This window comes from Marinagarivorans cellulosilyticus (genome assembly GCF_021655555.1).
In the GTDB taxonomy this organism is placed as follows: Bacteria; Pseudomonadota; Gammaproteobacteria; order Pseudomonadales; family Cellvibrionaceae; genus Marinagarivorans; species Marinagarivorans cellulosilyticus.
Genome location: NZ_AP023086.1, coordinates 4,565,483 through 4,581,820 on the forward strand (window position 1 = coordinate 4,565,483; position 16,338 = coordinate 4,581,820).

Consider the following 16,338-nt stretch of genomic DNA (forward strand, 5'->3'; position numbering starts at 1 on the left):
ACACTAATAAAAAAGGCCTTGATGCATGCGCACCAAGGCCTTTTTTATTGCCCGCAAAACAACCTCATTTTTGAGCCCAACGTTCACGCAGCAAAGCTATTTTTTTCGCAATCCCTTCACTGACACCTTTATTTTCTAGGCCCTCTAATACTTCACGCCCACCCGCATGGTCACCACTGCGATACAGTGAATCGGCGTAATGCAATTTGATTTCCGTAATATCAGCAAAGCCAAGTGCCTTATTAAAAGCATAATTCGCCTCCGTAAACTTCCCTGCTGTCATCAGCACCACGCCCTGCGTATCCAGCAGAGCTGGATTATCCGAAGAGGCAAAACCCTCGGTTAACTGCAAGGCTTTTCGCAACGATGCTTGTGAAAATAATTCACCAACAAGCAATAACGCATAATTATTGCGAACAATGTCGTTATTCGAGTCAACTTGTAACAACTGATCATAAACTACGCCTGCTTCAGCCGCCTGCGCTTGCTGCTCCAGCATTCTTGCGTAAGCAATACCTACGCTGCTATTTTTCGATTGTGTATAGCTGCCTTTTAATAACACCAATGCTTCAGCAGCATCGCCGTGGTAACGCTTAAATTTTGATAAAGCGACAACCCCCTCATACCAAGAAGGCTGTGCTTGGGTAACACTGGAAAGCCGTTTTATAGCCGCAACTGGGTTAGCCTCAAATGTTAATTGCGCTATTAACAGATGCGCCGTTAAATCGTGTGCGTTTTTTTCGGTGTGCGTGAGCAAAAAAGTTTTAAATACTTCAAGCGCTTTAGCTTTATTTGCACACGCAAACATCGCTTTAAGTGCTTTATCGTACTGCCCCCGCGCACTCACCGCCTTGCCAAAAGATGTCATAGCCCTAGCGTAATCACCTTGTTGCTGCTGAATAAAGCCTTCAAAAAACAAAGCATCAGCAGCGCTCAGGTCCAAAGCTTTTAATTGCTCAAGGATAGCCGTTGCTGTTTTATAATTCGCTCTTAGTGCTGCAATCTGTAGTTTAATACCCAGCAAAGCGGCATCCTCTGGGTAACGTTTTAATGCCCGCGTCACCAAAGCATCGGCATTGGTTAAGTGCTCCTTGCTAAAAGCCTCATAGATATGAAAACGCAGTGCCGCGTAATTATCTGGGTCGACAAGCCCTATTCTGTGATAAAAATCTTTCGCCAAACTTGTATTGCCTTGCCGCTGGTAGTGCTCTGCCAATAAAGATAACGCTTCAACAGATTGTGCGTTTTGTGCAAGCACCTTATTGAGATAAACCACCGCATCACCCGAACGGCCCTCACGCACCAACAACTTCGCCCGCAAAAGCAAGGCATTTACATGATTTGCATCAAGCGCCAATACCGATATCACAAGCGTTTGTGCGTTATCCCAATCGCCCTGTAACCAAGCCAATTCAGCCTGCATAGATTTGGCTTGCGCCAAAGCTTTTGGCGTTTGATTGGGCAATGCAACTAATGTATTTAAATCTTGCTGGGCCAAAACCACATTGTTATGACTAAAGGCTGCATTAACGCGATAAAATAAAAGCCCTGTAGGGTTATTAGCCTTGCGAATAAACTCATCTAATAATTTACCCGCTCGCTCCGGATCATCCTGTTTAACAAGGTCTACTAGTAATACTTGCAAAGCATCAGCTTGCGGGTATTTATGCAAATAATTATTTAGCTCATCAATAGCGGCTGGGCGGCCACGCTGATCATTGACAAGTTTGATCAATTTAATAATTTGCGCATCTGAATAATCACTACTATCAATAAGCGCCTTCAAATCAAGAATAGATGCATCAACATCACCGCGCGCTTCATTAACTTCTATGCGTAGCACTCGGTATTGCGGGTTTTGCTCGTCCAGCGCTATCGCCTTATCAAGTGCCTTTAACGCTTGCGGCCACTGCTCTTGTTTTTTGGCGACAACACCGATCAGCCCCCATAGCTCTGCATTTTCAGGGAAAGCCTTTAAAGCATCCTCCCCTAGTGTTTGTGCTTGCTGCCACTTATCTTCGGCAATAGCCACCGCTAACGCCAACTTGTAGTACTGCAAAGTCTCTGGCTGCAATTGCGCCAACGATTTTGCGGACTTTTGAGCAACAGCTAAATCCCCCATCAACAAGGATATTTCTCCCAGCTCAAAAATAGCCGTTGTATTTTCGGGGCTATATTCCACTGTTTTTTGCAAATGATACTGGCGTGCAGCCAAGTCTTGTTTGTCTTTGGCCAATGTCGCCAAGCCAAAGTGGGCATCGCCATTGGTAGCATCCAGCGCGAGCGCATTACGGTACTGCACTCGCGCCTTACCCAAGAGTTCCTGCTCATAAAATGCTTGGCCGCTATGCAAGTAATCCTCAGCTGTTTTTTTCTCTTTGCAACCAGCACTCATCAAGACGAATGCAGCAATAGATAGACCAAGCGGAATTGTTTTTTTAGACACAATAAAACCTTATTAATATGAATCGGAACCGGGTAAAAACGTTGCTAATGGTGAGCGAATCAAGCTAATAAATTCTTGAACTTTTTGATCCGACGCCGCCAACTGTCGATTATCGACGACAGGTATTGTCACCCGAACAAGAGCACCATCTGTGCGCCCTGTTTGAACAAACGCTTTAAACAGCAACCATTTTTTATAATATTCATTGGCCACTGTTTGGCCTCTCTCGGAAAACCAATAATAAACTAACTGCTTTTGTCCTTCTTTGGCAATAACAGCCCTATTAACATCAGCACCATCAAGTTTCATACGCTCAAACGACTCGATCACCCAACCGCCACCAGGCATGCAAACACGCGGAGAATGCGGGGATTCGCCCTTGCGCTGATTAGCGTAATAAGCAACGTATAAATTAATTGGCTCTAGCTCCATCGGATGCTTAAAATTCATCATCATGTAGTCAGTCAATTTTAATTTATCGGTAACTCTCGCCTCTAAAGGGCGAGGCTCACCTTGCCAAGCGCCAATACTGTGTGGAAATAAGGCTAAATGGGTTGCCGGTGGCTCCAAGCCTTGGCGCTGCTGCAACAATGTAGAAACTAAAAAAGTAGTCAATAACAAAGCTAGCGCACCATAAACAGCGCTAGTTTTCAGAATTAGCTGGCCCTCTTCGCCGGCAGCCTGGGATAACTCATCTAAACCTAGAATGTCTGCAAGGGAGCGCCTAGTCGTTAGCCTTTCCAGAACTATAATTTCCAAAAACAAAAAGACCAGACAAAAAACAAAGACAACCCAACCTTCGGCATCGTGTACGGTTCCTTCCGTGGCTGCCAGCCCGTAGCGCTCTACCAGCGCAGCGGTAATCGCAATCCGCAGGCTATTCATAAAAACAGTGATCGGTATAGTTGATAAGAAAACAAATCCGCGTTTAAGCCAGTGGGCGCGGTAGAAGTAAGCAACAATAAACCCTACACTCATTAATGGGTATAAAAAGCGCAAACCGCTGCAGGCCTCCACTACTTCTAGCTGATGACGCCCCAAATCAATCACATTCCCACTGAGAAATACTGGTATTCCCAGCAAACCAATAAACATCACCCCCAACTGTGAAGACAACAGTTGTAATTTTGCAGTGAGCATTACCTCAATAAAGTACGGCAAGGGAATAGAAAAAAACAATATAAAAATAGGGGCACTTAATAACCTTGCACTAGCCCACCCTAAGTAAGCTAAACAAGCCCCCCACAGCAATAACACAAAGGAAATTTGAACCAGCGCAAACAGCGCACTAACTTCGCCGGCCAGAAATAGTAAGAGTGCTACCGCCATCACCAGCACACCCCAAACACTGCCGCCGGTAGCGCAAGCCCGAATAGCCCGCCAACGTTCACTTACGATATAAAGACTGATAAAAGGAATTACAATACCGTGACTATATTCGGTTTCCGCCAGCCAGCGCTCCACCAAGTTTAACAAAGCTCCACTGTACAAATATGGAACCAACAACAGCGGCAACAAAGGCCAATAAGTACGAAAAAAGGCCATAATTCGGCGCCCTACCAATAAATAAAAGAATTGCGAATGCACAATTTAGCTTATGCAAATAACACTACAGTTTACTGCCCCACCCCCGATACACCAATGGCTAATCGTCAAAATACGGTTTGGATAGCGCCTTCGCTAACACACGTGCGATACGGATGCCCCCGACACTGGACACTCAGCAGAGACCTAGGAGCAATACGCCCTCCTAGCAAGATTTACTCACCCAGCAACTCATGACACTGCACAGACTTCATTATCGCTTATTATCGCAACGGTGATAAATTTACACAGCCACTTCCAAGCTTGGCACCACTCGACCGTAGAATGTCAGCCGCCAAACAAAACGCTCAGCCATCACTCAAAAAGCACAAGTTGAATAGAATTACCGCTATGCACGAAAGAGGTACCCGCGTCCAACCTCTACTCGTTATCACCTGCCTACTCATCGGCCTTTGCTTATAGCGTATAAAGCGTTTCCCGCAGGATGACCACCTAGAGCGCTCAATGCCTACATTATTTACGTTGCACTACCGGCGGTAGTACTCAATGAAATCCCCAAATTAACACTAAATCACGAAGCACTTTTACCCATAGCGCTAGCATGGTCGGTTATGCTTTTTACCGCTGCGCTTGTGTTTCTTACCAGCCGGTTGTGCCGATGGTCCAAAGGTGTGACAGGCATCTTAATGCTTACCGTTCCGCTCGGGAATACGAGCTTTGTAGGCATACCTTTACTGCAAGCGTTCTTAGGGAGCGAGGCATTGCCTTATGCAATTCTATACGACCAATTTGGAACTTTTCTGGCTTTAAATACTGTCGGTGTTGCCATCGCCAGTATTACTCAGCCGACGACAAATACAAAGCACCGGTATGGCACATACATTATCAGCTTCCCGCCATTTATCACGCTACTTATCGCCTTTTGCTGCCGCTGGTTGGAATACCCCGAATGGCTCAATGAGGTATTACCCCGTATGGCACAAACTTTAGTCCCAGTGGATATGGTCGCCGTAGGGCTCCAGTGGCGGCTTCGCCTGGACCGAAAGCATTTGCAGCCGTTAACCATAGGCCTTGTTTATCTTTTGTTGCTTTCGCCATTGTTTACATGGGCGCTATTGAAAATGCTGACAGTCGAGGGGTTAGTCGCAAAAGTCATTATTTTAGAACCCGCCATGCCTTCCATGATCTCTGCAGGCGTGCTCGCCACATCACACCACCTAGCCCCCCCAAACTCACCGCATCCATCGTGGGCAACAGTATTACAATAGGCATATTTAGCGTATGGCTGTGGCATCAGGCAATGAGCTAAAACCCGATAGATAAAAAGACTAACAGTAGGTTCTAATGCGCAAGAAAAGTGACCGCGAAAAAATCCAACTTGAGCACGCCGCTGCTAAAATTTTTATGCGCCGCTTCGAAGCTAAAACAAGCAAAGCCATTCGTGATATTATTCACAACGAGCCAGCAAAACCCGACGTTACCTGTCACCTCGAGGGCGAAAACCTCGACCTAGAAATTGCACATATTTATGGCTCAGAAGCCGAAGCGATTCAAATACTCGGTCACTACATTGACGAAAATACCACCATCGAACTCAAACACCTGCGCACGATTCAAGGAGCTTACAACCGCTTATTAACAGCGCTCAATCGAATTTTACTCAACAAATCAAAAAAATATTATTTAACGGATAAAGTCTGGCTAGTCTTGCGCAATGCACACCCAGCATGGACATCAGACGATATCAAAGCCTTACGCACGGAAATCACCATTCCAGAAAACCACCCCTTTGACCAAATTTGGATTATTGGTGATTTTGCCGGCGACAGCGACATTGTTAGACTCTACCCTGCCAATACACCTAAAGCGGTAGACTTTTGTCCATTGTAATTGCGCTTTCCCGAATAGGCTTATTGTAGCGGTGTGGAGCCTATTCACAATAACCCGTTTACCGGATTTTTACGCTGCTGCCCAATAACACAGACAAACAACATTACCAATGAATATTGAACTAAGAAGAAAAATTATCGAAATTTGTAACAAGAAAATAGCGACGAAAGGCGACAATGTAGGTCTATCGTTTTATGCTTTTTTCAGCAATAAAAACAACGACCCAGAGCAACTCATGGAAGTTGCCACTTGGTGGATTAAAACCCACCGGTTAGACCACTTTGAAAAGGCCAATAAAATTATAAATATGGTACAAAGTGGTGTTTAACGCTTTATTTTTACCACTGCATTGCCGTGATTAAAACCCAGCCTACGCATTAGACCAAAAAAATACCCGCTTAAGCGGGTATTGTAAAAAGCGGTGTTTTGGCAGTATTAAAAAGTATACACCGCACCGGCTGAAAACATGTAGAGGTCGTCGATCCCTTCAAACTCAAAAGATTCGTACTCTGCACGCACTGCAAATGAACCAATCTGGAATTTAGCGCCTATGCCATAGGTGACATCAGAATCAGACTCATCAAATTTACCGTCAGAGTACTTAAATTCGCCATCGGCACTGCTATAACCTAGCTTGGCAAATAGACCAATAGGGCCAACATCAAAACCCGCTAAACCGTATACATCAAAAGTGGTTAAGTCAGCTTCAAGAGCACCATCGCCACTTTTAAACGATCCAAAATCACGGTAATCCGCCTCAACAGCCAAATCAATTAAAGGGACTAAACCTAGGTTGTAGCCCAGTATAATCTTGTACGCAGAGCTATCATCATCAATACTTGTATCAACATCGTCCGCTTTGACACTCGTTTGACCAACGCTACCACCCACATAAAAACCACTAGCTATAGCATTACCTCGTCCGGTGGCGGCACCGCCGTTACCGACAGCGGCACTATCGCCACCGCAAGCGATGTGATCAGCAGTATTGATATTAGCGGCTTAAACGACGGCACCTTAACCGTTAGCGTGGTTTTGACCGATACCGCCGGCAATGCCGCCACAGCCGTTACCGCAACAACATTACTGGATAAAACCGCGCCCGCAGGCCAAAGCGTAAGCTTTAACGATGTCACCATCAACGCGACCGAGGCCACAAGCCAAGCCTTCACCTTTGCCAGTGCCGAAGTGGGCAGTAGCTACAGCTATAGTATTACCTCCTCCGGTGGCGGCACCGCCGTGACCGGCAGCGGCACCATTGCCACCGCAAGCGATGTGATTAGCAGCCTTGATGTGAGTGGTTTGAGCGATGGCACCTTAACTATTAGCGTGGTATTGACCGATACCGCCGGCAATGCCGCAACAGCGGTAACCAACACCGCCACATTAGATGCCGCCGCACCCACAGGCCATAGCGTAAGCTTTAACGATGCCACCATTAACGCCACCGAGGCCGCAAACCAAGCCTTTACCTTTGCCAGTGCCGAAGTGGGCAGCAGCTACAGCTACTCCATTACCTCCTCGGGTGGCGGCACGGCCGTGACCGGCAGTGGCACTATCGCCACCGCAAGCGATGTGATCAGCAGCCTTGATATTAGCGGTTTGAATGACGGCACCGTCACCGTTAGCGCAGTACTTACCGATACTGCCGGCAATGCCGCAACAGCCGTGACAAATACCGCCACACTGGATCAAACCGCACCCGTTGCCGCGGAAGTGACAGCGGTAACAACACCCACGAATGACAACACCCCCAATGTCACCTTAAGCACCACCGAAGCCGGCACGCTTGCCATTGGTGGTAGCTGTGGCAGTGCTAACGAAGGCGCCATAAGTGCTGGCAATACCACCATTACCTTAACTCAAGGTGATAACAGCACCGCCTTAACCGACGCCACTTACACCGACTGCACCGCAAGCGTGACCGACAGTGCCGGTAATACCAGCAATACCCTTACGCTAACCAGTTTTACTCTCGATACCACCGCCCCTAGCGGCCAAAGCGTGAGCTTTAACGATGCCACCATCAACGCTACCGAGGCCACCAGCCAAGCCTTTACCTTTGCTAGCGCTGAAGTGGGCAGTAGCTACAGCTATTCTATTACCTCCTCCGGTGGCGGCACCGCCGTGACCGGTACGGGCACCATTGCTACCGCAAGCGATGTGATTAACAGTCTTGATGTGAGTGGTCTGAGTGATGGCACCCTAACCGTGAGCGTGGTGTTAACCGATACCGCCGGCAATGCCGCCTCAGCGGTAACCAACACCGCCACACTAGATGCCGCCGCGCCTACAGGCCACAGCGTAAGCTTTAACGATGCCACCATTAACGCCACCGAGGCCACCAGCCAAGCCTTTAGCTTTGCCAGTGCCGAAGTGGGCAGCAGCTACAGCTACTCCATTACCTCATCGGGTGGCGGCACGGCCGTTACCGGCAGTGGCACTATCGCCACCGCAAGTGATGTGATCAGCAGCCTTGATATTAGCGGTTTGAATGACGGCACCGTCACCATTAGCGCAGTACTTACCGATGCTGCCGGCAATGCCGCTACAGCCGTAACAAATACCGCCACACTGGATCAAACCGCGCCGGTTACAGCGGAAGTAACGGCCGTAACAACACCTACGAATGACAGCACCCCCAATGTCACCTTAAGCACCACCGAGGCCGGCACGCTTGCCATTGGTGGCAGCTGTGGCAGTGCTAACGAAGGCGCAATAAGTGCTGGCAATACCACCATTACCCTAACCCAAGGGGATAACAGCACCGCACTAACCGACACCACTTACACCGACTGCACCGCAAGCGTGACCGACAGCGCCGGTAATACCAGCAATACCCTTACGCTAACCAGCTTTACTATCGATACCACCGCCCCCAGCGGCCAAAGCGTGAGCTTTAACGATGCCACCATTAACGCCGCCGAGGCCCCAAGCCAGGCCTTTACCTTTGCTAGCGCCGAAGTGGGCAGTAGCTACAGCCATTCTATTACCTCCTCGGGTGGCGGCACCGCCGTGACCGGTACGGGCACCATTGCTACCGCAAGCGATGTGATTAGCAATATTGATGTGAGCGGCTTGAGTGATGGCACCTTAACCTTAAGCGTGGTACTCACAGATGTCTCTAGCAACGCTGCAACCGCCGTAACCCACACGGCAACACTCGATAAAACGGCGCCTTCAGGCCAAAGCGTAGTATTTAGCGATGCACTTATCGACGCCACCGATGCCGCAAGCACTAGCTTTACCTTTGCTGCGGCTGAAGTGGGCAGTACATACAGCTACACCATTAGCTCGAGTGCTGGCGGTACCGCCGTAACCGGTACGGGTACCATTGCCACCGCAACCGATACCATTAGCAGCCTTAACGTGAGCGGCTTAAATGACGGCACCTTAACCCTAAGCGTGGTACTTACCGATGAAGCCGGCAATGCGGCTACTGCCGTAACCCATACCACCACCAAAGATACCCGCAGCGCGCAAACCATTACCTTTGCCCAGCCCAGCGAGCAAAACTTTGGCACTACCCCAACCCTTAGCGCCACCGCTAGCTCTAACTTAACAGTAAGCTTTAGCTCGAACACCACCGCCGTGTGTACCATTACTAGCGCAGGGGCTTTAACGTTTGTTACGGTAGGCACTTGTAGCATTAGCGCCACCCAAGCCGGCGACAGCGATACTTGGCTGGCCGCTAGCGCTGTAACCCAAAGTTTTAATGTTGCCGCTGTAATGCCTGCTGCGCCCACCATTGGTACCGCGATTAAAGGCAATGCACAGGCTGTCGTTAGCTTTACCGCACCGGCCTTTACTGGCGGTGCTAGCATTACGCAATACACCGCAACGGCAAGCCCAGGTGGGCTAACCGCCACCGGCACCAGCGCACCTATTACGGTAACAGGCTTAACCAATGGCGTTGAATACACCTTTAGCGTTACTGCCAGCAATAGCGTAGGCACTGGCGACGCATCCGATGCCTCTAATGCGGTAACTCCCAGCGCCGATGCCGGTGCACCACCTATTGTGCTCTACGACTTTGAAAACAACAGCCAAGATGGCAGCGGCAATGGCAACCATGGCGCCGTAATTGGTACCACCAGCTATACCACTAATGGCCACAGCGGCAGCGCATTAACCTTTGATGGCGCAAGCTACCTTGCTATGCCCAATAGCCTGCTGCTGGATAACCAAGACTTTACCGTCGCCTTCTGGTTTAAAACCACCGGCCGCGGCGGGCTTTTGGGCTATCAAAATAACAGCGTCGCCAACATTGTTAGCGCCAATCAGCATGTGCCTATTTTATCGGTTAATGCCAACGGTAAACTGCATGCCGAATTGTGGACAAGTAACAACGGCTTAGTATTAACCTCAACCGCTAGCGTTAACGATGGCCAATGGCACTACGTGGTAATGACGGCCGACACCACCGGCAACAAACTAAGCGTTTACCTAGACCGTGAATTTGTCGGCACTGGCAATGCCACCGTGCAACACCTCGCCATGAGCTTTAACCAACTGGGCTTTAACAAAGGCGTAGGCCGCACCGAACTGCAAGACTACGATTACTTTACCGGCCAGATCGACGAATTTACCTTCTACGAAAGCGCCCTACCCACCAGCGACTTAGTCGATAACCAAGCGCCAGTGGCCAGCAATGCAAACCTCGCTGTTACCGAGGATACCGCCACCGCAGCCACCTTGGGCGTAAGCGATGCCGATAATGACACCCTCACCTACACCATTACCAGCAACCCCAGCAACGGCGTACTCAGCGGCACAGCCCCTAACTTAACCTACACGCCAGCGGACAACTTCAATGGCAGCGATAGTTTCAGCTTTAGCGCAAACGACGGCACCTTCGATTCCAACATTGCCACCGTAAGCATTACCGTAAGCGCCGTAAACGATGCCCCTGTTGCCACCGCCGATAGCGCCACAACTGGCGAAGATAGCAGCGTAATAGTCGACGTTTTAGCAAACGATAGCGATATTGATAGCAGCCTAAATGCCACCAGCGTTGCCATTGTTAGCGCGCCAAGCCAAGGCAGCACCAGTATTAACAGCACAACTGGCGCTATTACCTACACCCCAACGGCTAACAGTAACGGTAGCGATAGCTTTACCTACACCGTGAATGATGCCGAAGGCGCAACATCCAATAGTGCCACGGTGAGCATTACCATCACCGCCGCCAATGATGCTCCCGTTGCCACCGCCGATAGCACCACAACCGACGAAGATACCAGCGTATTAGTGGACGTTTTAGCGAATGACAGCGATATTGATAGCGCCCTAAATGCCGCCAGCGTTGCCATAGTCAGCGCGCCAAGCCAAGGTAATACCAGCATCAATACCACCACCGGCGCCATTACCTACACCCCAACGGCTAACAGCAATGGCAGCGATAGCTTCACCTACACAGTAAATGATGCCGAAGGCGCAACATCCAATACCGCGACGGTCAGCATTGCCATTAATGCTGTTAACGATGCACCTGTTGCCGCCAACGACAGCGCCAGCACCAATGAAGACAATGCCGTACAAGTGGCCGTATTAGCCAACGATAGCGATATTGATAACGCCATCAATGCCGCCAGCGTCACCATTGCTAGCAACCCCAGCAATGGTACAACTAGCGTTAATACCGGCACTGGCGCCATTACCTATACCCCTGCAGCTAATTTTAACGGTACCGACACCTTCACCTATACCGTGCAAGATGCGGCCGCTGGCATGTCGAATGCGGCAACGGTAACCATTACCGTCAATGCCCAAAACGATGCACCAAACGCCACAGCCGATACCGCCAGTACGCCCGAAGATAACGCCATTAGCATTGATGTTGCCGCTAACGACAGCGATATTGACAACGGCGATAGCATCGATACCAGCACTCTTATGGTGGTCACTAACGCCAGTAACGGCAGCGCGGTAGTTACTGGCGGCGAAATTGTGTACACGCCAAACCTTAACTTTAACGGCACCGACACCTTCACTTACACCATTGACGACCAAAACGGGGCTAGCTCCAATGTGGCAAGCGTTATCGTGAATGTGACTGGCGTAAACGATTTGCCCACCGCGGCTAACGATAGCGCCACCTTAGAAGAAGATGGCAGCACAGTCATTGATGTTGCCGCCAATGATTCTGACATCGACGGCACCATCGCCGCCAATACCGTAACGATTGTTACACCAGCCAGCCACGGCGCAACAACCATAGACGCCATAACCGGTGCTATAACCTACACCGCCGAGGCCAACTACTTTGGTAGCGACAGCCTAACCTACATCGTACAAGACGATGCTGGTGGTAGCTCGAATACTGCAACCGTCGACATTACCGTTACCAGCGTTAACGATGTGCCCGTAGTGGCCGACGATACTGCCGTATTAGTCGAAGATAGCGCCCATACCATTAACGTACTGGGCAACGATAGCGATATTGACGGCACCCTAGTCGCCAGCAGCGTTACGGTAGTTACTGCGCCTGCCAACGGCAGCGCCAGCGTGAATACCGCCACCGGCAGCATTGTGTACACCCCTGGTGCCAACTTTAATGGCAGCGACAGCCTGACCTACACCGTGCAAGATAACGACGGCGGCACATCGGCAACGGCAACGGTGACCATTACTGTTAACGCCGTCAACGATGCACCACTGGCCAATAATGATGCAGCCACGACGGACGAAGATGTGGCCATTGTGATTGATTTAGCCGCTAACGACAGCGATCTTGATGGCACCTTAGACTTTGCCAGCCTCGCCATTGTAAGCGCACCAAGCCAAGGCAGCGTAAGCGATAACGCCGACGGCACTATCACCTATACGCCTAACGCTAACGTAAATGGCAGCGATAGTTTCAGCTATACCTTGGCCGATAACGAAGGCGCCAACTCGAATACCGCCACCGTCACAATTACCATTAACGCCGTTAATGATGCACCCGTACTCACCGGCACCGCCAGCGCAATGGTCGACGAAGACGGCAACTATAGCTTTACACCCATGATCAGTGATAACGACACCGGCGACACCCTGACCTTTAGCGTGCAAAACCTACCCGCTTGGGCCACCTTCGACCCAGCCACTGGTGCCATCACCGGCACCCCAACTAACGATGACGTCGGCGTTGCCCGCGATATTATTGTGAGCGTAAGCGATGGCAAGACCACCACCATGCTACAAAGCTTTAGCATTACCGTGGCCAATACTAACGATGCCACCGAGCCGGCAGCCGATACCTACACGCTAGACGAAGGCGCCCTATTCCAAACCAATGCCACAACCGGTGTACTAGCCAATGACGTAGACGTGGATAGCGGCGATACCCTAACCGCAACACTGGTTGCATCGCCCGCCAACAGCAGTAACTTTACCTTGAATGCCGACGGCAGCTTTAGCTACCGCCACAACGGTGGCGAAACCCGTACCGATAGCTTTACTTACACCGTAAGCGACGGCACCGTTACCTCAAGCCCTGTAGCCGTAAACTTAACCGTGGCCGCCGTTAACGACCCACCAAGCTTTATAACCACCGCGCCTACCTCGGTGGTGCAAGGCAGTAGTATTAGCTACTCCATTGGCGTGCGCGACCCCGATAGCGTAACCGAGCTGACCCTAGTGCAAGCACCAGAATGGTTAACCCTTGATGGCAACCGCTTAGTGGGCACAGCGCCGTTTGATGTAGTTGGCGGGGTCGATGTTATTCTAAGTACAGCCGATCAAACCTTTGATGTAGAACAGCGCTTTACGCTAGAGGTGATCGAGCGCGGCACACCGCACATTGTGATTACCAATCAATGGCAAGGCTTGCCCGCCTTAGTCGGCGAGCAACAAACACTAACGGTAACGCTCGCACAAGACCACGGCCCTGCGCTAGCGGCAGGCACGTTGAATATCTTGCTCGAAGGTAACGATTTTACCAGCAGCATAAGCAACACGGCCTGCAGCCAAACAGCGCTTAGCTACAGCTGCCCTATTGCACTAAGCGCCGGCGCAAGCCAACAATTTAAGCTGACCTTTGCACCCGGCAGCGAAGGCAACATAGTGGTGAGTATGCAGGTACACGAAACCGTTACCGACAGCACCCTTGCCGAAGCCATTACCGATGTTAGCGCCACCGACACCTCCGTTAGCCAGGGCAATGTGCAATTCACCCTTGCCAATGCCACCGCCCTAGCCAGCATTAACTTAGACGACCAAGCCGGTAAAGAGCTAATAGCAGGCACCAGCTTAGGCGGCACGGTTAAGTTACTGGATTACGACAAAGACGCCGGCACGGCAACAGTACTGGGCGAAATTAACAATACCGGCCACACACGCGCCATTAAAGTAGGCGATATTGACCGCGACGGTTTAGAAGATGCTGTAGTGGTTAACAGTAGCGGCGATGCCAGTGCTGTTTACTACGCGCGCGGCGAGCTTGTATTTGAGCAAGAGCCCGCCACCCAATCACTGCCCTTCGGCCGCGCTGCACTGCTGCGCGATTTAAACAACGACGGCTTTGACGACCTAATTATTGGCGGCAAAGGCTTTAATTTGTTTATTTACCCCAGCCAAGACGGCGTCTTTAGCGCTGCGCCCTACGTCTTTAATTCACCGCTCGAAATTGTGCACTTTGCCATTCACAACCGCAAAAATGGCGACGGGCCTTTTGCCGGCCGCATGAGCATTGCCACCCGCAACGCCGTAGTTTTGTTGCGCTTTAGCCTTGGCGCCAACATTAATAAAGCCAGCCAACGCAAAACCGGCAGCGAAGCCCAAAGTGAGCAAACCCTAGTTACCGAAGTGATCGACAGCATTGAAGTAGAAGGCGTAAGCACCCTGCTCACTGCTGACCTCGACGGTGATGGCGAAGACGAACTCGTCATGAGTACCACCCACCAAAATAACTCGGCCGAACAATCGGGCATTACTATTGTTACCGCCAGCGAAGAAACCGGCTTAAATAAGGCAACCACACTCGGTAACGCCAGCGCCAAACAAGTCGACATTGCCGACTTTAACGGCGATGGCCAAGTCGATTTACTGGTAGCCAACGATAACGACAGCTATCAGTTTTATATTGGCGGCGGCACTAACGAGGCATGGCAATTAAAGGACACCATTATTTTTAATCCATCAACCTTGGTACTGCCAGAGGATATTGATAACGATGGTTTGTCGGATATTTTAATTTACGAAGACGATAACGACGAGGTTAACGTGTACCTAACTGCCAACGATGGTGCCGTAGGCACAACTGCAGACATCAGCATTACCAACACCACCACGGTGTTAAGTAATGCCAGTTACCAATGGCAGTATGTCGCCACCGTACACAACGGTAGCAGCCAATCCATCTCCAACGTTGTGGCCACCATTACACTGCCAGCCGGTTTAACGGTAGCCAGTAAACCGGCGGCATGTACGATGGATGGGGTAACCGTAACCTGCACCGCCGCGAGCCTAGCCGGCAACGCCAGCGAGCCTTTTAGCTTGGTGCTTACCGCAAGGCAAAAACCCGCAGGCAATGCAACAGCAAGGGTTAGCTCTGATGCACTAGAGTCTAACGCCAGCAACAACACGACAACAGCAGCCTTTACGCCATTATTTGTGGCAACTGAAGTACGAGTAGAGGGCGGCGGTAAAAGTGGTGGCGCCATCGGCATTGGCTATTTCTGGTTACTAGGCTTGGTATTGCTAGGCCGATTAAACACAGCACGGCGCTTAGGTTTAAAGGCCGCCGCAACATTACTTGCCCTACTTTCTTTTAACGCTGCAGCCGCAGAAAAACCTTGGTATATCGAATTAGGTTTAGGCACCGCCAGCAGCCACTGGCAAGCCAGCAATTTACAATCAACTATAAAAGCCAGCGCACAAGAAATTAAAATAACAGACCTAGACGACAAGCGCGGTACGCAAGAATTATTAGCCGGCTACCGCATTACGCCCAACTTTGCGGTGGAGCTAGGTTATCGCGATTGGGGCGAAATTAGTTACAGCTTAGAAGGCACCGCCAGTAATCCCGAAGCAGTGCTAGCCGCCACCCAATCCCACTACCCCACCAGCGGCAAAGGCGCTTTTGCTGGCTTACGCGGCAGCTACTGGCATGGCGATTCGCTCGAGGGCTACGTAAAACTAAGTGCATGGCAATGGACTGGCGAATACTCAACCCTCATTAACGGCTTCGCCACACCCTTTGAAATTGACGACACGGATGTGGTCGTTAGCGCAGGTATGAATGGTTATTTCTTTGAGCGTTATTCGGCTGGGGTTATTTATCAAACGGCGAAGCTTGAGGGGCAACGGAATGTGATGGTTGGGGTAAGTCTTGGGGTTCGATTCTAAGGAGTTTTTTTGGGGTGAGGTTTTTTGGTTAGTTTGTTGGGCCGTGCTTCGTAGATCGCCCCCACCCCAACCTTCTGGGCACGCATAAATACATCTCGACATCGTGCTCCATGCGATGTCTACCATTG

7 protein-coding genes are annotated in these 16,338 nt (G+C 50.3%); 4 read left to right on the forward strand and 3 right to left on the reverse strand.

Annotated features, from left to right (window positions below):
• Positions 1 to 64 precede the first annotated feature (64 nt).
• Positions 65 to 2,446 carry a tetratricopeptide repeat protein gene (locus tag MARGE09_RS18655; RefSeq protein ID WP_236984627.1) on the reverse strand — a complete coding sequence of 794 codons (2,382 nt, stop codon included), beginning with the start codon at positions 2,444 to 2,446 and terminating at the stop codon, positions 65 to 67.
• A 12-nt stretch (positions 2,447 to 2,458) separates the two neighbouring features.
• A complete protein-coding gene (gene xrtD, locus MARGE09_RS18660; protein ID WP_236984629.1) occupies positions 2,459 to 3,991 on the reverse strand; it encodes a VPLPA-CTERM-specific exosortase XrtD in 1,533 nt (510 codons plus the stop codon).
• Between the two features lie 551 nt (positions 3,992 to 4,542).
• Between xrtD and MARGE09_RS18665 the strand changes: the two genes are divergently transcribed.
• The 3 genes from MARGE09_RS18665 to MARGE09_RS18675 all read left to right on the forward strand — a co-directional run bounded on the left by MARGE09_RS18665 (position 4,543) and on the right by MARGE09_RS18675 (position 6,209).
• Positions 4,543 to 5,259 (forward strand): AEC family transporter, encoded by a 717-nt coding sequence (locus MARGE09_RS18665; protein ID WP_236987414.1) that lies wholly within the window; start codon positions 4,543 to 4,545, stop codon positions 5,257 to 5,259.
• Positions 5,260 to 5,335: 76 nt separating this feature from the next.
• Positions 5,336 to 5,881, forward strand: coding sequence for a hypothetical protein (locus MARGE09_RS18670; protein WP_236984630.1), 546 nt, complete (start codon positions 5,336 to 5,338; stop codon positions 5,879 to 5,881).
• A gap of 109 nt (positions 5,882 to 5,990) precedes the next feature.
• A complete protein-coding gene (locus tag MARGE09_RS18675; RefSeq protein ID WP_236984632.1) occupies positions 5,991 to 6,209 on the forward strand; it encodes a DUF6500 family protein in 219 nt (72 codons plus the stop codon).
• A 107-nt stretch (positions 6,210 to 6,316) separates the two neighbouring features.
• On the opposite strand, the gene MARGE09_RS18680 is transcribed toward MARGE09_RS18675, so the two are convergent.
• Complete coding sequence (locus MARGE09_RS18680) at positions 6,317 to 6,772, reverse strand: outer membrane beta-barrel protein (RefSeq protein WP_236984634.1); 456 nt, start codon at positions 6,770 to 6,772, stop codon at positions 6,317 to 6,319.
• Here MARGE09_RS18680 and MARGE09_RS18685 point away from each other — a divergent pair.
• Positions 6,752 to 16,210 carry a tandem-95 repeat protein gene (locus MARGE09_RS18685; RefSeq protein WP_236984636.1) on the forward strand — a complete coding sequence of 3,153 codons (9,459 nt, stop codon included), beginning with the start codon at positions 6,752 to 6,754 and terminating at the stop codon, positions 16,208 to 16,210. The two genes, MARGE09_RS18680 and MARGE09_RS18685, sit on opposite strands and share 21 nt — an antisense overlap.
• Positions 16,211 to 16,338: the final 128 nt, after the last annotated feature.

Coding starts and splice junctions, on each gene's coding strand:
- xrtD (WP_236984629.1), bottom strand. CDS start 3,991: ATGGCCTTTTTTCGTACTTATTGGCCTTTGTTGCCGCTGTTGTTGGTT.
- MARGE09_RS18670 (WP_236984630.1), top strand. CDS start 5,336: ATGCGCAAGAAAAGTGACCGCGAAAAAATCCAACTTGAGCACGCCGCT.
- MARGE09_RS18675 (WP_236984632.1), top strand. CDS start 5,991: ATGAATATTGAACTAAGAAGAAAAATTATCGAAATTTGTAACAAGAAA.